Origin of the sequence: Streptomyces sp. ALI-76-A, from assembly GCF_030287445.1 — a bacterium.
Lineage (GTDB): Bacteria > Actinomycetota > Actinomycetes > Streptomycetales > Streptomycetaceae > Streptomyces.
In genome coordinates this window covers 4,189,163-4,208,496 of sequence record NZ_JASVWB010000002.1, presented here as the reverse complement: position 1 = coordinate 4,208,496, position 19,334 = coordinate 4,189,163, and the positions used below count along the sequence as shown (strand labels likewise).

The following is a 19,334-nucleotide window of genomic DNA, read 5'->3' as shown; positions in this document are numbered from 1 at the left end:
AAGTTGAAGGCGGGTGACCATCTGAGGCTCTGGAATGGGAAGACAGTAGAGATTCTGTCCATCGAGCCAGGGACGAACCAGTCAGGAACCAAGTGCTTGATTCTACCGCTCTACAAGATGCAAAGATGGTAGTGAAAACTCATCGCACGATGACGATGCACTATCCAAAGTAGTAACTAGTCAAGGGAAAAGCCGGTATCTCCGAACTCGGAGGTATCGGCCTCTTTCGTTTAGGGGGTCAACAGTAGTAACTCCTTCTAGCCGAGATACCTACGGAAACCGGGTGTCCTAGGTGAATTTCCCTATGGATTCGCATTAAGTAGCCTTATTCAATTACGAAAGAAAGGCAATTCTGCACCCCGAGCCGGCTGAGGTATTCCATATTCAATGGAATGGCAATAGAGAAGTCCGGGAATGTCTAATCAGGCAAGCCAGGGAAGAACTAAGTATCTGAGTCCCGTAATCAGGTAGACCAGGGAAAGCCTCTATCTCCTATGGAATCGCCAGGGATACCCATTCCGCCGAAGGCGGTATTAGTGTCAGCCAGGACTTTCCCCTGGTCTACTGAATTACTGTCTCTGACTTCTCTTCCCTTATCTGCACTCCCGTGGAATCGCGCTCCGCATCCTCACGGTACTTCTCGCCGGTAACTACTCGCCCAAAGGGGAAGGCAAGTTCTTCTTTACGATGATGGTTGCCTTTGCTGAGCTTGAGCGAGACATGATCGTTGAGCGCACTCGCGCTGGTCTGGACGCTGCCAAGGCTCAGGGGCGTACCGGTGGACGTCCCACCGTCATCACTGAGGACGTGCTGACTGTCGCCAAGGCTCGTAAGGCCAAGGGGGAGAGTGTCAGTGCCATTGCCAAGGCTCTTGGAGTCTCCCGCGCCACCCTGTACCGGCGCATTGGGTAGCCCCTCACACTTCCCCCACCACTTTGAGCCTCTGCCGACACAGGTAGGGGCTCAGCCTCGTTTTAAGGCGTGTTGGGTTGGAGAGACCCCCGGTAAGGTGTTTCGACGGCAGTTCAAGGGCGTCCGGGGTCAGTCCGGGAGTGATCGAGGGAGTGTGTGCTTTGCCGACTGGCAAGGTCAAGTGGTTCAACAGTGAGAAGGGCTTCGGCTTTCTCTCCCGTGACGACGGCGGTGACGTCTTCGTCCATTCCTCGGTCCTCCCCGCCGGAGTCGAGACACTCAAGCCCGGACAGCGGGTGGAGTTCGGAGTGGTCGCCGGGCAGCGCGGTGACCAGGCGCTTTCGCTCACGATTCTGGACCCGACCCCGTCGGTCGCGGCCGCCACCCGCAGGAAGCCGGACGAACTGGCCTCCATCGTGCAGGACCTGACGACCCTTCTCGAGAACATCACCCCGATGCTGGAGAAGGGCCGCTACCCCGACAAGGTCTCCGGCAAGAAGATCGCGGGCCTGCTGCGCGCGGTCGCCGACCAGTTGGACGTGTAGACCGCGACGGACTCGCGGCTCACGGGAAGTCGAGCGCGTCCGGGCCGAGGGGCGGTACCAGTCCCTCGGCCGCCGCACGGGTGAGCAGACCCCGGACCGCCGCACGGCCGTCCTCACCGAGGTCGGCGGTGAACTCGTTGACGTACAGCCCGATGTGCTGGTCGGCGACGGACGGGTCCATCTCCTGGGCGTGCTCCATGACGTACGGGCGGGAGACCTCGGGGTCGTCCCAGGCCGCGCGCACGGACCTGCGGAGGGACTCGGCGAGCAGCGTCAGCGTCTCCGTGCCCAGGGACCGCTTGGCGATGATCGCGCCCAGCGGGATCGGCAGCCCGGTCGTCGCCTCCCAGTGCTCGCCCATGTCCGCGAGCTTGTGCAGCCCGTAGTTCCGGTACGTGAAACGCGCCTCGTGGATGACGAGTCCCGCGTCGACCTTCCCGTCCCGCACGGCGGGCATGATCTCGTGGAACGGCAGCACCACGATCTCGCCGACCCCGCCGGGCAGCGTGTCCGCCGCCCAGAGCCGGAACAGCAGATAGGCCGTCGACCTCTCGCCGGGCACGGCGACCGTACGGCCGGTGAGGTCGGCGTCCTCGTGCCGGGTCAGCACCAGCGGCCCGCAGCCCCGGCCCAGCGCACCCCCGCAGGGCAGCAGGGCGTACTGGTCGAGGACGTACGGCAGCACGGCGTACGACACCTTCAGCACGTCGAACTCGCCGCGCTCGGCCATGCCGTTGGTCAGGTCGATGTCCGCGAAGGTCACGTCGAGTGCGGGCGCCCCGGGCAGTCGGCCGTGGGCGAGGGCGTCGAAGACGAAGGTGTCGTTCGGGCAGGGGGAGTAGGCGATCTGTAGCGGCTCGGGCTCAGTGCGTGCGGTCATGAGGGTTCCAACTCTCCAGTACGGGCGCGAGCTTCCCGAAGCCGGCCGTCAAGGCCGCCAGCGCGTCGCCGACGCGCCAGGCGGCACGGTCGCGCGGGCCGACCGGGTTGGAGACCGCGCGCAGCTCCAGCACCGGCACGGCGTGCGCGGCGGCGGCCTCGGCGACGCCGAAGCCCTCCATGGCCTCGGCGAGGGCCCGGGGGTGGCGGGTGCGCAGCGCGGCGGCGCGGGCGGCGGTCCCGGTCACGGTCGACACGGTCAGCACCGTGCCGGCGTGCGCTCCGGTCGCCGACACGGCCGCTCGTACGAGTGATTCCGGTGGACGGTGGGTGACGGCCCCGAAGCCCAGCTCGGTCACCGGAAGGAACCCGTCGGCCGTCTCGGCGCCCAGGTCGGCGACGGTGATCTCGTCCGCGACGACGAGCGAGCCGACGGGTGCCCCGGGCGGGAAACCGCCGCCGATGCCGGCCGAGACGACGAGGTCGTAGGGGGTGCCTTCGAGGGCGGCGGCGGTGAGCGCGGTCGCCGTGGCGGCGGCGGCCGGCGCGGGACCCACCCCGGCGGCGAGGAGGTCGTACCCGCCGGGCAGCCGGTGCAGGACCGTCCCGGGCAGCCGCACCTCCCGGGCGGGGCCGGGGAACGCGCGGGCCACCGCGTCCCGTTCGACGGGCACTGCGGTGGCTACGAGGACGCGCAGGGGTCGGCCCATGGCAGGAAGGGGGCGCGGATCAGGAGTCCGCGTTCTCCAGCTTGAAGTTCCACACACCCTTGAACGTGTCGCTCTCGGCGGCCTTGTTCTGCTCGACGACGCTGATGTTCAGCGTCTTCGGGGCGGCCTGGCCCTGCTGGTCGGCGAACAGGTCGACGCCCTGGAACGAGTAGTACGTCTTCTTGTACACGCTGGTGACCTGCTGGCCGTTGATCCACAGCGCCCAGCCGGTGTCCGCGACCTCGGGGTCGACGCCGATGCGCAGGGTCTCGCTCTGCGGCACCTCGATCGTGTCCGACGTCTTCTTCCCGGCGCACTTGGTGGCCTCTTCGCGGCCGATGTCCTTGCCGTCGTCGTAGCAGGTGGCCTCGGCGCTCACCGAGTCACTGCCGACGGTCACGGTGGTGCGCGGCGTCGGCTTGTCGCAGGCCGTCAGGACGAGCAGTCCGGCGGAAACGGCGCCGGCGGCGGCGACGGCGCGGCGGCGTCGCACAGCCCGGTGTACATCAGCGGCTTCGCCGCGGGGCAGCGTGGTCATGGCGGAAGGCTATCGGGCACGCCCACCCGCGCCGCTACGCGGGGGTGCGGCGTGCCGTGGTCACGCCACTCTGGGCCGGGCGGGGCCGCCGTGGCGGGCCGAGGTCAGCAGGCCCCTGACGGTGGCCAGCCACCCGACGGCGACGAAGGAGGCGCCCACGAAGAGGCCCAGCGTGCCGTTGAGGGGCATCACGATGCCGACCGCGCCGCCGAACACCCAGGACATCTGGAGCAGTGTCTCGGAGCGCGCGAACGCCGACGTGCGCACCTGTTCCGGCACGTCCCGCTGGATCAGCGCGTCCAGGGACAGCTTGGCGAGGGCCTGCGCGAACCCGGCGACGCCCGCCAGACACGCGACCAGGAACGCGCCGAAGAAGACGGCCGCGGTGATCGCCGCGCCCAGCACGCAGGCCACCACGGTCACGATGATGACCTCCGGCGCCTTCGACCTGAGCCACGCCCCGACCGCCGTGCCGAGCGCGTTGCCGGTGCCCGCTGCGGCGATCACTATGCCCAGCGACACGGCCGCGCTCTCCCCGGTCAGCGGGTGCTCCCGCAGCAGGAAGGCGAGGAAGAAGATCAGGAAGCCGGAGAGGCAGCGCAGGGCGGCGTTGGCGCCGAGGGCGTGGGTGACGGCGGTGCCGACCGTGCGCAGCCCGGGGCGCTTGACCGGTTTGAGGTGCGGCCCGTGCAGGTGGTCCTCGTCCGCGGCGAGCAGCGCCACGTCCTCGCCCTTGGCCGAGTCGACCTTCGGCGGCAGGGAGAAGGACAGGAACATCCCGGCGATGAAGATCACGAAGGCGCCGTAGAGCGGCCAGCGCGGGCCGACCGCCTGGAGTCCCGCCGCGATCGGGGCCGCGATCCCGGTCGCCAGGAGTCCGCCGAGGGTGACCCGGGAGTTCGCTTTCACCAGGGAGAACGCGGGGGGCAGCAGACGTGGCACGACCGCGCTTCTGATCACGCCGTACGCCTTCGACGAGACCAGTACGCCGAGCGCCGCCGGATACAGCTCCAGGCTGCCGCTGGCGACCGCTCCGGAGAGGATCAGCGCGAGCATCGCCCGGGCGAGCATCGCGCCCGCCATCGCCGCGCGGCGGCCGTGCGGGAGGCGGTCCAGGAGGGGGCCGATCACCGGGGCGAGGACCGTGAAGGGGGCCATGGTGATCGCCAGGTACAGCGCGACCCGGCCCCGGGCCTCGTCCGTGGGGACCGAGAAGAACACGGTGGACGCGAGCGCGACCGTGATCATCACGTCTCCGGCGCCGTTCACGCCGTGCAACTCGATCAGCTTGCCGAGTCCGGACTCACCGGCCCCGTGCGCATGGGTCGCCTTGCGGATACCTCGGGCGGGTCCTGTGACGGGAAGGTGGAGGGCGCGGCCGATCGCGCGGACGGAGCCGCCGAACCGGCCCGATCCGCTGTCTGCACTGCTCCCCTTGATCCCTTTGGACCCACCGACCCCGGTGGCACCTTGGGGTGTTTTCGCGGCTACCACCCCGACATAGTGCCCCGAGAAAGCCGTGCGTAGTGCAGTTACCGCGCGTATGGACGCGCACTTCTGACGCGGAACAGTCCCGTCGGTGTAGGCCAAGCGGCGGCGAACAGGTAGCGTGCGTATCTCAGCCATCCCGCAGAATGGGTGGTACAGGTGCGCCCGAGCGTGAGCGGGCGTGGACGTCGACGCGGTCCCCGGGTCCGCTCCGTCCGCCTCGTCGCCCCCGGCAGACGCACCCGAGAGACGGCGTAGGAGAGAAGCGATACCTGTGAGCGCAGCGACCACGCGAAGCCGCACCCCCGACCGCTTGTGCGCCGAGGCCGTCGACCTCGCCCGCTCCGCCGCCGAGGAGGCCGCCGCTCCCGGCGTCGTCGGCGAGCACGCGGGCCTGGTGTCCGAGGGCGACCGGGTCGTCACGCACTTCTTCGAGTGCAAGGAGCTCGGCTACCGGGGCTGGCGCTGGGCCGTCACCGTCGCCCGCGCCTCCCGCGCGAAGAACGTGACCCTGGACGAGGTGGTCCTGCTGCCGGGGCCGGACGCGCTGCTGGCCCCCGAGTGGGTGCCGTGGAGCGAACGGCTGCGACCCGGTGACATGGGCCCCGGTGACCTGCTGCCGACGGACGCCGAGGACCTGCGGCTGGAGCCCGGCTACACCGGTGACGACGAACCGCTGCCCAACGCGCCCGTCTCGCAGGAGCTGGCCGAGCTGGTGGAGGCGGAGGACGCCGAGGTCACCGAGGGGGCGCCGGCGACCCTGCCCGCCGTTCCCAGGCGCGGTTCGATCGCCGCGGTCGCCGAGGAACTCGGCATGCGGCGGGCGCGGGTGCTGTCCCGCTACGGGCTGCACGTCGCGGCCGACCGCTGGGAAGAGGCGTACGGGGCGAAGGCGCCGATGGCGCAGGCGGCGCCCGCGCCGTGCGTGAGCTGTGGCTTCCTGCTGCCGATCGGGGGGTCGCTGGGGCAGGCCTTCGGGGTGTGTGCGAACGAGTTCTCCCCGGCCGACGGGCGGCTGGTGTCGCTGGCGTACGGGTGCGGCGGGCACTCCGAGGCGGCGGTGATGCCGAAGCCGCCGCGGCCGGCTCCGCCGGTGATCGACGAGACGACGGTGGATCCCTTCCCGTTGCGGCCGGCCCGGGACTCGGGCTCCGTGCCGGACGTCTCCGACGAGGACGCGGCGGAGTTGGGGCACTCGTAGGTGCGGGTGCGGGTGCGGGTGCCGGTGCCGGTGCTCGGTGCCGTGCCGGTGCGTGGGGGTGCTCGTGCCCGCCGTTCCCTCCCGTTCGCCCGTCTCGGTGGGGGCGGGTGGCTGACGGTCCGGGGCCGACGCGGGCGGAGCCCCAGCGGCACGGCGGCGGCGCGGGGTGTCTCCCCGGACAGGTGGCGTCCCGCCTCGCGGTACCTTCATCGTCACGCCGATGAGGAGAGTCAACGTGAGCAAGTTCGTGCGGGCCGCGGCCGAGGGTGCGGATCCTTTCGGGACCGCCCGTCTCAGGCGGGGCGTGCTGGACGCCTGGGCCACCAGCCCCGCCCGGTTCCGCGAGGACGCCAACGCCGAGGAGGACCTGGTCCTCGGCGGCTACCGCGACCGGCTCGTCGTGGAGCTGGCGCAGAACGCCGCCGACGCCGCCGCCCGCGCCGGTGTTCCGGGCCGTCTCCGGCTCACCCTCCGCGACGGCGTCCTGGTGGCCGCCAACACCGGCGCCCCCCTGGACGCGGCCGGTGTCGAGTCCCTGGCCACGCTGCGGGCCTCCGCCAAACGCGACACCCCCTCCATCGGCCGCTTCGGCGTCGGCTTCGCCTCCGTGCTGTCCGTCACCGACGAGCCCGCCGTCGTCGGCCGGCACGGCGGTGTCCGGTGGGCGCTCGCCGAGGCCCGCGAACTGGCCGCCGACGTCGCCCGGCACAGTCCAGGGCTGGGTGACGAGATCCGCCGCCGTGACGGACATGTGCCGCTGCTCCGGCTCCCGTTCGCGGCCGAGGGCACCGCCCCCGACCCGTACGACACGGCCGTCATCCTGCCGTTGCGCGACCCGGCCGCCGCCGACCTCGCCGAGCGCCTGCTGGACGCCGTCGACGACGCCCTCCTGCTCGCCCTGCCGGGGCTGGACGAGGTCGTCGTCGAGACCGGTGACGACACCGCCCGCACCCTGCGCCGCCGTACCGACGGAGACTTCACCGTCGTGGAGGACTCGCGGGAGGGGACGACCCGCTGGCGTACGGCCGCCGCGCACGGGCCGCTCACCCCGGACCTGCTCGCCGACCGGCCCGTGGAGGAGCGGCTGCGCCCGTACTGGTCGGTCACCTGGGCCGTGCCCGTCGACGCCGACGGCACCCCGGCCCGCCCCCGCACCAGCCCGGTCCTGCACGCGCCCACCCCCAGTGACGAGCCCCTCGGCGTCCCCGCCCTGCTGATCGCGTCGTTCCCGCTGGACACCACCCGCCGGCACGCGGCCCCGGGTCCGCTGACCGACTTCCTGGTGCGGCGGGCGGCGGACGCGTACGCCGGACTCCTCGCCGGCTGGCGGCCGGTGACCACCGGCATCATCGACCTCGTGCCCGGCCCGCTCGGGAAGGGCGAGCTGGACGGGGCGCTGCGCCAGGCCGTCCTGGAGCGGCTGCCCCGTACGTCCTTCCTGCCGCCCGCCGCGGAGCCCACCGGCGACTCCGTCCGCTCCGGTGACTTCGGCGACGACGGCTCGGACGACCTGCCCGAGACGCTGCGGCCCCGGGACGCCGAGGTGGTGGAGGGCGCGGGCGCCGACACCGTACGGGTCCTGGCGGAGGTGCTGCCCACACTGCTGCCGGCCGGGCTCGAACGGCGGGTGGAGCTGCGGACGCTGGGAGTCGCCCGGGTCCCGCTCACGGACGCCGTGGACCGGCTGGCGGGGCTGGAGAAGGCGCCGGAGTGGTGGCGGCGGCTGTACGACAGCCTGGCCGGGGTCGATCCGGACCGGCTGTCCGGGCTGCCCGTGCCGCTTGCCGACGGCCGGACCACCATCGGGCCCCGGCAGGTGCTCCTGCCCACGTCGCAGAGCGCGCCCGTCGATCCGGGGGTTCTCTCCCGGCTCGGCCTGAAGGTGGCGCACCCGGACGCCGCCCACCCGCTCCTGGAGAAGCTCGGCGCCCTGCCCGCGACCCCGCGCGCGGTGCTCACGACGCCGCAGGTGCGGGCCGCCGTCGCCACGTCCCTCGACGACGACGGGGGCGCACTGGACTGGGAGCAGGACGCTCCCGGCGCGGACGAGCTGGCCGACACCGTCCTCGCGCTCGTCCGGGACGCGGGTCTGGAGCCCGGTGACGAGCCCTGGCTCGGCGCCCTCGCCCTGCCCGACGAGGACGGGGAACTCGCCCCCGCGGGCGAACTCGTGCTGCCCGGCAGCCCCTTCCACCAGGTCATGCGCGAGGACGAACTGGCCACCGTGGATGCCGAGCTGGCCGACAGGTGGGGCGAACAGCCGCTGGCCGCCTGCGGGGTGCTCGCCACCTTCGCCCTGGTGCGCGCCACGGACGTGGTCCTCGACCCGGACGAACTGGAGCCCCGTGAGGGCGACTTCGCCGAACCGGACGACGCCGGTCTGCTGGACGCCGTGGACGTGTGGTGCGAGGACATTCTCGACCGCTTCCCGGACACCCCCGTCCCGCCCGTCGCCACCGAGCTGGTCGCGGTACGCGACCTCGACCTGGTGGACGACGACGAGTGGCCCCGGGCCCTCGCCCTGCTCGCCCGGCCGCCGTTCAGGGACGCGCTGACCCAGCCGGTGCGGATGCTGCTGCCCGACGGCACGCACGAAGTCGTCCGGTCGTACACGGCCTGGTGGCTGCGCGGGCACCCGGTGCTCGACGGCCGCCGCCCGGCGGGCCTGCTGGCGGCCGGCGGCGACCGGCTCCTGCGCGGCCTGTACGACGAGGCGGACGCGACCGGCTTCGACGACGAGCAGGTGCTGCGGGCGCTCGGCGTCCGTACGACGGTCGCCGCGCTGCTCGACGAGCCCGGTGGCGCCGCCGAGCTGCTGGACCGGCTCGCCGACCCGGACCGCGAGGTCGGCGGCGCCCAACTGCACGGCCTCTACAGCGCCTTGGCCGGCCTGGACCCCGGTCAGGTGACGCTGCCTGAGGCGCTGCGGGCCGTGGTGGACGGACGGGTGGAGGTCGTGGACGCGGCCGACGCCGTGGTCGTCGACTCGCCCGACCTGCTGCCCTTCACCGAGGGGGTGCCGCTGCTTCCCGTACGGCCCGCGCGCGCCGCCGAGCTGGCCGAGCTGTTCCAAGTGCGGCGGCTGAGCGAGTCCGTCACCGGCCGGGTCGACTCCGAGGGCACGGAGCACGATGTACCGGCTCCGGTGCGGGTGCTGCTCGGTCCGCGCACGCCGTCGTCCTACGTCGAGCACGAGGAACTCCTCGTCGACGGTGTGGAGATCGACTGGCGCCTGACGGACGACGGCGTGCTGCACGCCGCCACCCTGGAGGGCGTGGCCGCCGGCCTGGCCTGGGCGGCGGGGCAGTGGCCGCGCCGGTTCGAGGTGGCGGCCCTGCTCGAAGACCCGTCGCGCACCGAGGAGTTGGCCCGGGACCGGTGGTTCGACTGAACCGGAGGGCGTGGGCGCGAGTCGTGGAAATTCCCGCACGAATCTTCTACCGGTCGTACAACCTTTCACTTCCGTCGCGTATCTGATCGGGTGAGTCAACAGACTCCCCGATCACTTGGGCCCCGACGTGACCACGAGCCGTGTGCGACGACGGGCGGAGGGGCCCCTTTTCACGTGGGGATTACATGCGCATTCGTGCCACCGTGGCCGCCGTCTCCGGTGCCCTGGCCCTGTCCGCTCTCGTCGTGCCGGCCGCGCAGGCCGACTCGCAGGGCGCCGTGAGCCTGGACCGGCCGAGCATCGCGGAGCGTTTCGGCACCTCGTCCGCCAGGTCGGCGTTCGGCGCCGCCGCCACGCCCACCGTCTCCGGCGTGACGGTGAACGCGGGCAAGGACATCGTGCTCGGCACCACCGTCGCCAAGACCATCTCCGTGTCGCTGACCGCCAGCCACGCCAGCGGTATCGAGGACGCCTACATCGACCTCTGGCACGGCCCGGACGTCGACAACGCCGACGGCTTCCTGCCGCCGAGCGGGGACACCGCCACCTGCACGGCGAGCAGCGCCACGACGTCGAAGTGCAAGCTCACCATCCCGGTCGCGCCCGGCCTGAACACCGAGGACGGGATCGGCGACCTGTACGCCAACGCCCTGGCCGGCACCTGGCACGTCTCCGTGGGCGCCCTGTCCAAGGACGGCGAGGTCTACTACACCGACTACTACAAGACCCACCGCATCCAGCGTCTGTCGAAGCTGACGGTCAACGCCGCGCCGGAGCCGGTGAAGAAGGGCAAGACCATCACGGTCACGGGCAAGCTGTCCCGGGCCAACTGGGAGACCCGCACGTACGCGGGTTACTCGACCCAGCCGGTGAAGCTCCAGTTCCGCAAGGCGAACTCCAGCACGTACACCACGGTGAAGACCATCAAGACGAACTCGACGGGCAACCTGAGCACCACGGTGACGGCGTCCGTCGACGGCTACTTCCGCTACAGCTTCGCGGGCACCTCGACCACCCCGGCCGTCACCACCGCGGGTGACTACGTCGACGTGCGCTGAGCACGGTTCCTCGCACGATCCGCGGCGCAGGGACCAACCGATTCCCTCCCGCACGCATCTGACCATGTGAGCCACACGGCTCACATGGTCACCCGGGCCCCGGCGGCAGACCACCGTCGGGGCCCTCTCTTCTGGGGGAAACCCATGCGCATTCGTGCCACCGTGGCCGCCGTCTCCGGCGCCCTGGCCCTGTCCGCCCTCGCCGTCCCGGCGGCGCAGGCGTCCGACGACTCCTCCTACCGGGCACAGGCCGCGCGGGTGCTGGCGCACGCCGGCTCGCCGGGCGCGGACAGGACCGCCTTCAACGCCGCCGCAGCTCCGGAACTCGGCGTCAGCTTCTCGAACTTCAAGGTCGCCAAGGCGGTCAAGGTCGGGACGACCGCTCCGGTCTCCGTCACGGCCACCTACACGCTGACCCACGGCGCCGACGTCGACATCACCTCCGAGGACTTCGCCACCGGGCCGTTCCTCTACCGGGGTTCGTCCTTCGACAGCGCGGAGAACGTCCTGTTCGGCGCGTATCCGGCCACCTGCACCGCCACCTCGGCGACCACGGCGAACTGCAAGGGCGCGATCGAGATCGAGCCGGGTGACCTGTGGAACGCCAACGCCGGCACCTGGTCGGGCGGCGGCCTGGCCCTCGACTACAGCACCGAGGGCGAGAAGGTGCAGGGCGGCCTCGGCAAGATCCTGGTCCAGCGTCTGTCGAAGCTGACGGCCGACGCGACGCCGGAGCCGGTGAAGAAGGGCAAGACCATCACGGTCACCGGCAAGCTGTCCCGGGCCAACTGGGAGACCAACAAGTACGCGGGTTACTCGACCCAGCCGGTGAAGCTCCAGTTCCGCAAGGCGAACTCCAGCACGTACACCACGGTGAAGACCATCAAGACCAACTCGACGGGCAACCTGAGCACCACGGTGACGGCGTCCGTCGACGGCTACTTCCGCTACAGCTTCGCGGGCACCTCGACCACCCCGGCGGTCAACGCCGCGGGTGACTACGTCGACGTGCGGTAACCGACGGACTTCTCAGGCAGGGAAGCGGCGGTCGACCCATCTCCACGAGAGTTCCAGGACGGCCGCCGCGGCCACCGAGATGCCGACGGCGATCCACGGCATCGTCACGCCGACCAGCTTCAGGGCGAAGAAGTCCTGGAGCCACGGCACCACCAGCACGACCAGGAACCCGCCGCCCATCGCCGCGACCAGGGCGATCCGCCACCAGGTGTAGGGGCGGGCGATGATCGCCAGCACCCACATCGAGATCAGGAAGAGCGTCAGTGTGGCGGCGCTGGTCTCCGCGTCCAGCGCGCCGCTGCCGGTGTAGTGGTGCCGGGCGATCAGGTAGGTGGCGAAGGTCGCCACCGCCGCCACGGCTCCGCCGGGGATCGAGTACCGCATCACCCGCCGCACGAAGTGGGGTCTGGCCCGTTCCTTGTTGGGGGCGAGGGCGAGGAAGAAGGCGGGGACGCCGATGGTCAGGGTGGACAGCAGCGTCAGGTGGCGGGGCAGGAAGGGGTACTCGACCTGCCAGCACACCACCAGGATGGCCAGCAGCACCGAGTAGACCGTCTTCACCAGGAACAGGGTCGCGACCCGGGTGATGTTGCCGATGACCCGCCGGCCCTCCGCGACCACCGAGGGCAGCGTCGCGAAGCTGTTGTCGAGCAGCACGATCTGGGCGACCGCCCGGGTGGCCTCCGACCCCGATCCCATGGCCACGCCGATGTCGGCGTCCTTCAGGGCGAGCACGTCGTTCACGCCGTCGCCGGTCATCGCGACCGTGTGTCCGCGCGACTGGAGCGCGCCCACCATGTCCCGCTTCTGCTGCGGGGTGACCCGCCCGAACACCGTGCCCTCGTCCAGGGCCGTCGCCATGCCGTCCCGGTCGGCGGGCATCCGGCGCGCGTCGACCGTGCTGCCGCTCAGCCCCAGCTTGGCGGCCACCGCGCCCACCGACACCGCGTTGTCCCCGGAGATGACCTTGGCGCTGACGTCCTGCTCGGCGAAGTAGCGCAGGGTGTCGGCCGCGTCCCGCCGCAGCCGCTGCTCCAGGACGACGAGGGCGGTGGGCCGGGCGCCGGCGGCGACGTCCGGATCGTCGAGGTCCCGGGCGGCCCGGGCCAGCAGCAGCACCCGCAGCCCTTTCTCGTTGAGCCGTTCGGTCTCGGCGAGGGCGGGATCGTCCTCGTCGAGGAGCACGTCGGGAGCGCCGAGCAGCCACGTACCGGCCTCGCCGTCGCCCTCGTCGAAGGAGGCGCCGCTGTACTTACGGGCGGAGGAGAAGGGCAGGGACGCGGTGCAGCGCCAGTCCTCGGCGTCCGGCCAGGCGTCGATGATCGCCTGGAGGGAGGCGTTGGGGCGCGGGTCGGACTCGCCGAGGGCGCCGAGGACCTTGCGTACGTACGACTCGTCGCCGCCGTCCAGCACGCGCAGCTCGGTGACGTCCATGCCGCCCTCGGTCAGGGTGCCCGTCTTGTCGAGGCAGACCGTGTCGACGCGGGCGAGGCCCTCGATGGCCGGGAGTTCCTGCACCAGGCACTGTTTCCGGCCGAGCCGGACGACGCCGATGGCGAAGGCGACGGAGGTGAGCAGGACCAGGCCCTCCGGGACCATCGGGACGATGCCGCCGACCGTCCGCGCGATGGAGTCCTTGAGGTCGTTGTCCTTGACGAAGAGCTGGCTGACGATCAGGCCGATCGCGGTCGGGACCATCATCCACGTCACGTACTTGAGGATCGTGGAGATGCCGGAGCGCAGCTCGGAGTGGACGAGCGTGAACCGGGACGCCTCCTCGGCGAGCTGGACGGCGTAGGCCTCGCGGCCCACCCTGGTCGCCTGGAAGGCGCCGCCGCCGGCGACGACGAAGCTCCCGGACATGACCTGGTCCCCCGGCTGCTTGACCACGGGGTCGGCCTCACCCGTCAGCAGCGACTCGTCGATCTCCAGCCCGTCCGCCTCGACGACCACCCCGTCCACCACGGCCTTGTCGCCGGGGCCGATCTCGATGAGGTCGTCCAGCACGATGTCGCTGGTGGCGACCTCGGCGGCGGCCCCGTCCCGGCGCACGGTCGGCCGGGCCTCCCCGATCACGGCCAGGGAGTCCAGGGTCTTCTTGGCCCGCCACTCCTGGACGATGCCGATGCCGGTGTTGGCGAGGATCACGAAACCGAACAGGCTGTCCTGGATCGGCGCGACGACCAGCATGATCACCCAGAGCACGCCGATGATCGCGTTGAACCGGGTGAGGACGTTCGCGCGGACGATCTCGGCGGTGGACCGGCTGCTGCGCACCGGGACGTCGTTGACCTGCCCCCGCGCGACCCGCTCCGCGACCTGGGCGGCGGTCAGCCCGGTCACCGCCACCGGGGCCGTCGCCGGGCGCGCAGGGTCGAGTTCGGCGCCCGCGTCGATGTCCGTCATGCCTCCGACGGTACGTGCGGAGCCGCGCCTTCACCCGCCGAGTGGCCGGAAGATCCGACCTGCGGAGGAGAGGCGCCGGGGAGGAGTGATGCCGTGGTACTACGGCGCCCCGGTCACTCGGCGGCGGCGGTCCGGGTGTCCCCGGCGGTGGCCCTCCTGATCGCCGCGTCGCGCCTGCGGACGTACCAGATGCCGATGAACCCGAGTCCTCCGCCGGCCAGGCAGGTCCACACCCACCAGGTGAGCCCGCGGTCGTCGAACCAGCCGTAGAAGGGGAGCTGCACCAGGAAGAGGACGAACCAGAGGATCGTGCCGCCAACGATGGTGGGGACGATGGGGCCCTCCAGGGGCTCCGGCGCCTCGTGCTTGGGGGTCCACTTCGCCATGGGAACAGCTTATGACGTGATCAGGTCTACGCGCGGAGATGGCGGTCCCGGCGATATATGTTCATACTGAAACGGTTTGTGTCCGGCCCGTTCTCTTCGTACGAAACACCAAAGGCGCCGGGGGGAGCCGAACGGTGATGAGGTCACGCATGTCCACCTCGGCCCCCGCCAGGGTCCCCGCGCCCGATCAGCCGGGCGGCGCGCCCGCGTACGGCGCCCTCGACCGCCACTTCCGGATCTCCGAGCGGGGCAGCACCCTGTCCCGGGAGGTCCGCGGCGGTTTCGCCACCTTCTTCGCGATGGCCTACATCATCGTGCTGAACCCGATCATCCTCGGCAGCGCGAAGGACATGTACGGGCACCAGCTCGACAACGGCCAGCTGGTGACGGCGACGGCCGTGACCGCGGCGTTCACCACCCTGCTGATGGGCGTCGTCGGCAACGTGCCGATCGCGCTCGCCGCCGGGCTCGGTGTGAACTCGGTCGTCGCGCTCCAGCTCGCCCCCCGGATGTCCTGGCCGGACGCCATGGGCATGGTCGTCCTGGCCGGCTTCGTCGTGATGCTGCTGGTCGCCACGGGGCTGCGCGAGCGCGTGATGAACGCCGTGCCCTTCGGCCTGCGCAAGGCCATCTCCATCGGCATCGGCCTGTTCATCATGCTGATCGGTCTCGTGGACGCCGGCTTCGTCTCCCGCATGCCGGACGCCGCGCACACCACCGTGCCGCTCCAGCTCGGCGGCGACGGTCACCTCGACGGGTGGCCGGTGCTCGTCTTCGTCCTGGGCGCCCTGCTCACCCTCGCGCTGATCGTCCGCAAGGTCTCCGGCGCGATCCTGATCTCGATCGTGGCGATGACCGCCCTCGCGCTGGTGGTCGAGGCCGTCGCGCACGTGCCGTCCTGGGGCCTGACCACGCCCCGGTGGCCCGGCAACCCCGTCGCCACCCCCGACTTCGGCCTGCTCGGCGAGGTCAGCCTGTTCGGCGGCTTCGGCAAGGTCGGCGTGCTGACGGGCGTCCTGTTCGTCTTCACCGTGCTGCTGTCGTGCTTCTTCGACGCGATGGGCACGATCATGGGCGTCAGCGACGAGGCCAGGCTGACCGACGCCCAGGGCCAGATGCCCGGCATCAACAAGGTGCTGTTCGTCGACGGCCTCGCCGTCGCCGTCGGCGGCGCCGGCTCCTCCTCCGCCACCACCGCCTTCGTGGAGTCCACGGCCGGGGTCGGCGAGGGCGCGCGGACCGGCTTCGCGAACGTCGTCACCGGCGGACTGTTCACCGTGGCGCTCTTCCTCACGCCGATCGCCACGATGGTCCCCTCCCAGGCCGCCACCCCGGCGCTGCTCGCGGTCGGCTTCCTGATCCTGGCCGGTTCGGTCACGGAGATCGACTGGGCCGATCACACGATCGCGATCCCGGCGTTCATCACGATGGTGATGATGCCGTTCACCTACTCGATCACCAACGGCATCGGCATGGGCTTCCTCGCCTTCGTGGTGCTGCGCCTGGCGGCGGGCCGGCGCACGGAGATCCCGGCCGCGATGTACGTGGTGTCGGCGGTGTTCGCCTTCTCCTACCTGATGCCGGCGCTGGGTCTGACCTGACCGGCCCCGCCCGCGGGCACGTCGGCCGTCCCCGTGGATCCGCTCACGTGACCCCGTAGAACTTCTCCGTCTCCTCGACGGCGGTCTGGAACCGCTCGTCGAAGTCGTCGCGGACGAGCGTCCGGACCACGTAGTCCTGGACGCTCATCCCCCTCTTGGCCGCATGGTGCCGGAGCCGCTCGAGCAGCTCCCCGTCTATCCGCAGGCTGAGCACGCTGGTCCCCATGACATGAGGGTCGCGGCAGGCCCGGGACGGCGTTCACTTTCCGCCGCCGTCTCACTCGTACGGGTGATGATCGGGTTTCCGTGGCCCGAGTCACGGGAATCGCCTGTGCACCCAGCTTGTTTAGCGAGGGTAATGAGTTACGCTAAAGAGATGCCGGACCTCACCCATGGCGACGACGCTGCCGCCGTGAACTCCCTGCGCTCCGCCGTGATGCGGCTGTCCCGTCGGCTCAAGCACCAGCGGGTCGACGAGTCGCTGAGCCCCACCGAGATGTCGGTGCTGGGCACCCTGTCCCTGTGCGGCAAGGCCACCCCGGGTGAACTCGCCCGCAAGGAGCACGTGCAGCCGCCGTCGATGACCCGCATCGTGGCCCTGCTCGAAGCCAAGGGGCTGGTCCGCCTGGAGCCGCACCCCGAGGACCGGCGCCAGAAGGTCGTCACCAAGACCGAGCAGGCCGAGGCCATGCTGGCGGAGAGCCGCCGCAAGCGGAACGCCTTCCTGGCCACCCTGGTCGACAACCTCGACGAGGACGAGTGGGCCACACTGCGCGCCGCCGCCCCCGTGCTGGAGAAACTCGCACACCTGTAACACCGTTCACGAGGAGGCGAACCCTGTTGAGTACGGGACCCGGAGCAGACTCCGCCCCCGCACCGGCCACCCACGACTCCCCACCCGCCCCCGACACTCCCGCCGCCCCCGACACTCCCGCCGCCCCCGACACACCCGCCGCCCCCGAGGCGCCCCGCAGGTCGTCGATGTTCGGCTCGCTGAAGGTCAGGAACTACCGCCTGTTCTTCATGGGCCAGGTCGTCTCCAATATCGGCACCTGGATGCAGCGCATCGCCCAGGACTGGCTGGTCCTCAGCCTCACCGGCTCCTCGACCGCCGTCGGCATAACGACCGCCCTGCAGTTCCTGCCGATGCTGCTGTTCGGCCTCTACGGCGGTGTCCTGGTCGACCGGCTGCGCAAGCGCCCCACGCTGCTCGTCACCCAGTCGGCCATGGCCCTCACCGCGATCGCCCTCGCCGTGCTCACCCTCTCCGGCCACGTCCAGCTCTGGCACGTCTACGTCGCCGCCTTCGCCGTCGGCCTCGCGACCGTCGTCGACAACCCGGCCCGCCAGTCCTTCGTCTCCGAACTGGTCGGCCCCGGGCAGTTGCAGAACGCGGTCAGCCTCAACTCGGCGAACTTCCAGTCCGCCCGCCTGGTCGGTCCCGCCGTCGCCGGCCTGATGATCACCGGCGTGGGCACCGGCTACGCCTTCCTCTTCAACGGCCTGTCCTTCATCGCGCCCCTCACCGGCCTGCTGCTGATGCGGGCACGTGAGCTGCACGCCGTCGAGCGCGCGCCGCGCGGCAAGGGGCAGCTGCGGGAGGGCGTCCGCTATGTCACCGGGCGGCCCGAGCTGATCTGGCCGATCGTGCTCGTCGGTTTCGTCGGCACGTTCGCCTTCAACTTCCCCGTCTACCTCTCGGCCTTCGCGGACGACGTGTTCCACGCGGGCGCGGGCGCCTACAGCATGTTCAACACGCTGATGGCCGTCGGCTCGGTGGCCGGCGCCCTGCTCGCCGCCCGGCGCGGCACCGCCCGGCTGCGGGTGCTGATCGGGGCGGCGATCGTGTTCGGCGCGGTGGAGATCCTGGCGGCCGTGACACCGGCGCTGTGGCTGTTCGCCCTGTTGATGATCCCGCTCGGGCTGTTCGGCATGACGGTCAACGTCACCACCAACACCAGCATCCAGCTGACCACCGACCCGGCCATGCGGGGCCGCGTGATGGCCCTGTACATGATGGTCTTCCTCGGCGGCTCCCCGGTCGGCGCTCCGATCGTCGGCTGGGTCACCGACACGTACGGCGCCCGGGTCGGCCTCGCGGCCGGCGGCGCGGTCGCGGCCGTCGCCGCCGCGGTGATCGGCCTGATCCTGGCCCGGGTCGGCAACCTGCGCCTGTCGGTCGGCTGGGACGGCGGGCAGCCGCGGGTGCGGTTCGTGCCGCGAGAGCGGCGGGAGGAGCTGACGGCGGCGGCGTAGCCCGGCGGGCCGTCAGTCGCGGGGGAAGGCGCGGGTTTCGAGGGACCCGGAATCCTTCGGGGACGGGCATCCGCTCGAGCCGCTCGAACCACTCGTCCGCTTCGTGCTGGCGTCGGCCATGGCGATCCTGTCGCCCACGACGGTCATCGTGGCGCTCCTCCCCGGCTGCCCTGTGGACGACCGCAGCCGCGCGGTACAACGATTCGCACGGTGACCGGGACCCGCCCGGCCCGTGAGCCCGGCGGGCACACTGGCCCCATGAGACTCTTCGCCGCCGTGCTGCCGCCCGAGGACGTCGCCCAGGAACTCGCCGCCGAGGTCACCGGGTTGCGGCGGCTCCCCGGTGCCGACGCGCTGCGCTGGACCGGCCGCCCCGGCTGGCACTACACCCTCGCGTTCTACGGCGAGGTGGACGACGGCCTCGTCCCCGGCCTGGCGGCCCGACTGGAGCGGGCCGCCCACCGCACCGCCCCCTTCCCGCTGGCGGTCCGCGGCGGCGGCCAGTTCGGCGGGGGGCGGGCACTGTGGGCGGGCGCGGAGGGAGACCTCGCGACCCTCCGGCTGCTCGCCGAGCGGGCGGAGGCGGCGGCGCGGAAGGCGGGTGTGCCGATGGGGGAGCACCGCCGCTACAAGGCCCACCTGACGGTGGCCCGCAGCCGGGAGGACGTCGACGTGCGCCCCTACCTGGACGCGCTCGCCGAGTTCAGGGGCCGTACCTGGACGGTGGACGAGCTGACCCTGGTGCGCAGCAACCTGCCGAGGTCCGGGGTACCGGGGGAGCAGCCCCGCTATGAGACGGTCGCCCGCTGGTCCCTGGGCGCGGCCGGTTAGGCTCGACGGCGTGGACCCCAAAACCCGGAACCGGATCATGGCCGGTGCGCTCGTGCTGATGTTCGTCGTGGTGGCGGTGGCGGCGGCGGTCGGCAGATAGCGCCGACCGCCGCCG

At 71.3% G+C, this 19,334-nt stretch carries 17 protein-coding genes; 10 read left to right on the top strand and 7 right to left on the bottom strand.

The window, feature by feature from the left end:
- Nucleotides 1–597 precede the first annotated feature (597 nt).
- Nucleotides 598–912, top strand: a complete 315-nt coding sequence (locus QQS16_RS19600; protein WP_286066385.1) for a recombinase family protein — start codon at nucleotides 598–600, stop codon at nucleotides 910–912.
- A 161-nt stretch (nucleotides 913–1,073) separates the two neighbouring features.
- A complete protein-coding gene (locus QQS16_RS19595) occupies nucleotides 1,074–1,457 on the top strand; it encodes a cold-shock protein (protein ID WP_286063135.1) in 384 nt (127 codons plus the stop codon).
- 19 nt (nucleotides 1,458–1,476) lie between these two features.
- Here the strand turns inward: QQS16_RS19595 and QQS16_RS19590 are convergent, their stop codons facing one another.
- From QQS16_RS19590 to QQS16_RS19575, 4 genes are read right to left on the bottom strand one after another with little or no spacing between them, the layout of a single operon-like run.
- Nucleotides 1,477–2,337, bottom strand: a complete 861-nt coding sequence (locus QQS16_RS19590) for a 1,4-dihydroxy-6-naphtoate synthase (RefSeq protein WP_286063134.1) — start codon at nucleotides 2,335–2,337, stop codon at nucleotides 1,477–1,479.
- Complete coding sequence (locus tag QQS16_RS19585; RefSeq protein WP_286063133.1) at nucleotides 2,321–3,046, bottom strand: futalosine hydrolase; 726 nt, start codon at nucleotides 3,044–3,046, stop codon at nucleotides 2,321–2,323. Before QQS16_RS19585 ends, QQS16_RS19590 begins: the two co-directional genes overlap by 17 nt.
- A gap of 19 nt (nucleotides 3,047–3,065) precedes the next feature.
- Nucleotides 3,066–3,584 (bottom strand): hypothetical protein, encoded by a 519-nt coding sequence (locus QQS16_RS19580; RefSeq protein ID WP_286063132.1) that lies wholly within the window; start codon nucleotides 3,582–3,584, stop codon nucleotides 3,066–3,068.
- A gap of 60 nt (nucleotides 3,585–3,644) precedes the next feature.
- Nucleotides 3,645–5,078, bottom strand: coding sequence for an MFS transporter (locus tag QQS16_RS19575; RefSeq protein WP_286063131.1), 1,434 nt, complete (start codon nucleotides 5,076–5,078; stop codon nucleotides 3,645–3,647).
- Between the two features lie 268 nt (nucleotides 5,079–5,346).
- Here QQS16_RS19575 and QQS16_RS19570 point away from each other — a divergent pair, with 268 nt between their 5' ends.
- The 4 genes from QQS16_RS19570 (at nucleotide 5,347) to QQS16_RS19555 (ending at nucleotide 11,739) form a co-directional block, all read left to right on the top strand.
- On the top strand, nucleotides 5,347–6,273 hold the full coding sequence (locus QQS16_RS19570; protein ID WP_286063130.1) for a DUF3027 domain-containing protein: 927 nt from the start codon (nucleotides 5,347–5,349) through the stop codon (nucleotides 6,271–6,273).
- 235 nt (nucleotides 6,274–6,508) lie between these two features.
- Nucleotides 6,509–9,664: a sacsin N-terminal ATP-binding-like domain-containing protein gene (locus tag QQS16_RS19565; RefSeq protein WP_286063129.1), complete on the top strand. Its 3,156-nt coding sequence runs from the start codon at nucleotides 6,509–6,511 to the stop codon at nucleotides 9,662–9,664.
- 185 nt (nucleotides 9,665–9,849) lie between these two features.
- On the top strand, nucleotides 9,850–10,722 hold the full coding sequence (locus tag QQS16_RS19560) for a calcium-binding protein (RefSeq protein ID WP_286063128.1): 873 nt from the start codon (nucleotides 9,850–9,852) through the stop codon (nucleotides 10,720–10,722).
- Nucleotides 10,723–10,866: 144 nt separating this feature from the next.
- Nucleotides 10,867–11,739 (top strand): hypothetical protein, encoded by an 873-nt coding sequence (locus tag QQS16_RS19555; RefSeq protein ID WP_286063127.1) that lies wholly within the window; start codon nucleotides 10,867–10,869, stop codon nucleotides 11,737–11,739.
- 12 nt (nucleotides 11,740–11,751) lie between these two features.
- Here the strand turns inward: QQS16_RS19555 and QQS16_RS19550 are convergent, their stop codons facing one another.
- Together QQS16_RS19550 and QQS16_RS19545 are read right to left on the bottom strand one after the other, a co-directional pair.
- Entirely contained in the window at nucleotides 11,752–14,145 is a 2,394-nt protein-coding gene (locus tag QQS16_RS19550; protein WP_286063126.1) for an HAD-IC family P-type ATPase, read from the bottom strand.
- A gap of 113 nt (nucleotides 14,146–14,258) precedes the next feature.
- The gene (locus QQS16_RS19545) at nucleotides 14,259–14,531 is read right to left on the bottom strand and encodes a DUF2530 domain-containing protein (RefSeq protein WP_286063125.1); all 273 of its coding nucleotides are present in this window, start codon (nucleotides 14,529–14,531) and stop codon (nucleotides 14,259–14,261) included.
- Nucleotides 14,532–14,680: 149 nt separating this feature from the next.
- On the opposite strand from QQS16_RS19545, the gene QQS16_RS19540 reads away from it, so the two are divergent.
- On the top strand, nucleotides 14,681–16,132 hold the full coding sequence (locus QQS16_RS19540; protein ID WP_286063124.1) for an NCS2 family permease: 1,452 nt from the start codon (nucleotides 14,681–14,683) through the stop codon (nucleotides 16,130–16,132).
- A 43-nt stretch (nucleotides 16,133–16,175) separates the two neighbouring features.
- On the opposite strand, the gene QQS16_RS19535 is transcribed toward QQS16_RS19540, so the two are convergent.
- The gene (locus QQS16_RS19535) at nucleotides 16,176–16,358 is read right to left on the bottom strand and encodes a ribbon-helix-helix protein, CopG family (RefSeq protein ID WP_189949620.1); all 183 of its coding nucleotides are present in this window, start codon (nucleotides 16,356–16,358) and stop codon (nucleotides 16,176–16,178) included.
- Between the two features lie 150 nt (nucleotides 16,359–16,508).
- Between QQS16_RS19535 and QQS16_RS19530 the strand changes: the two genes are divergently transcribed.
- The 3 genes from QQS16_RS19530 (at nucleotide 16,509) to thpR (ending at nucleotide 19,219) form a co-directional block, all read left to right on the top strand.
- On the top strand, nucleotides 16,509–16,946 hold the full coding sequence (locus tag QQS16_RS19530; protein ID WP_286063123.1) for a MarR family winged helix-turn-helix transcriptional regulator: 438 nt from the start codon (nucleotides 16,509–16,511) through the stop codon (nucleotides 16,944–16,946).
- A 26-nt stretch (nucleotides 16,947–16,972) separates the two neighbouring features.
- On the top strand, nucleotides 16,973–18,388 hold the full coding sequence (locus QQS16_RS19525) for an MFS transporter (RefSeq protein WP_286063122.1): 1,416 nt from the start codon (nucleotides 16,973–16,975) through the stop codon (nucleotides 18,386–18,388).
- Nucleotides 18,389–18,646: 258 nt separating this feature from the next.
- Complete coding sequence (thpR, locus tag QQS16_RS19515) at nucleotides 18,647–19,219, top strand: RNA 2',3'-cyclic phosphodiesterase (RefSeq protein WP_286063121.1); 573 nt, start codon at nucleotides 18,647–18,649, stop codon at nucleotides 19,217–19,219.
- Nucleotides 19,220–19,334: the final 115 nt, after the last annotated feature.

Excerpts from the sequence above, each read along its gene's own strand:
- QQS16_RS19590 (WP_286063134.1), bottom strand. The coding sequence starts at position 2,337 with ATGACCGCACGCACTGAGCCCGAGCCGCTACAGATCGCCTACTCCCCC.
- QQS16_RS19585 (WP_286063133.1), bottom strand. The coding sequence starts at position 3,046 with ATGGGCCGACCCCTGCGCGTCCTCGTAGCCACCGCAGTGCCCGTCGAA.
- QQS16_RS19580 (WP_286063132.1), bottom strand. The coding sequence starts at position 3,584 with ATGACCACGCTGCCCCGCGGCGAAGCCGCTGATGTACACCGGGCTGTG.
- QQS16_RS19560 (WP_286063128.1), top strand. The coding sequence starts at position 9,850 with ATGCGCATTCGTGCCACCGTGGCCGCCGTCTCCGGTGCCCTGGCCCTG.
- QQS16_RS19555 (WP_286063127.1), top strand. The coding sequence starts at position 10,867 with ATGCGCATTCGTGCCACCGTGGCCGCCGTCTCCGGCGCCCTGGCCCTG.
- QQS16_RS19550 (WP_286063126.1), bottom strand. The coding sequence starts at position 14,145 with ATGACGGACATCGACGCGGGCGCCGAACTCGACCCTGCGCGCCCGGCG.
- QQS16_RS19545 (WP_286063125.1), bottom strand. The coding sequence starts at position 14,531 with ATGGCGAAGTGGACCCCCAAGCACGAGGCGCCGGAGCCCCTGGAGGGC.
- QQS16_RS19540 (WP_286063124.1), top strand. The coding sequence starts at position 14,681 with ATGTCCACCTCGGCCCCCGCCAGGGTCCCCGCGCCCGATCAGCCGGGC.
- QQS16_RS19535 (WP_189949620.1), bottom strand. The coding sequence starts at position 16,358 with ATGGGGACCAGCGTGCTCAGCCTGCGGATAGACGGGGAGCTGCTCGAG.
- QQS16_RS19530 (WP_286063123.1), top strand. The coding sequence starts at position 16,509 with ATGCCGGACCTCACCCATGGCGACGACGCTGCCGCCGTGAACTCCCTG.
- thpR (WP_286063121.1), top strand. The coding sequence starts at position 18,647 with ATGAGACTCTTCGCCGCCGTGCTGCCGCCCGAGGACGTCGCCCAGGAA.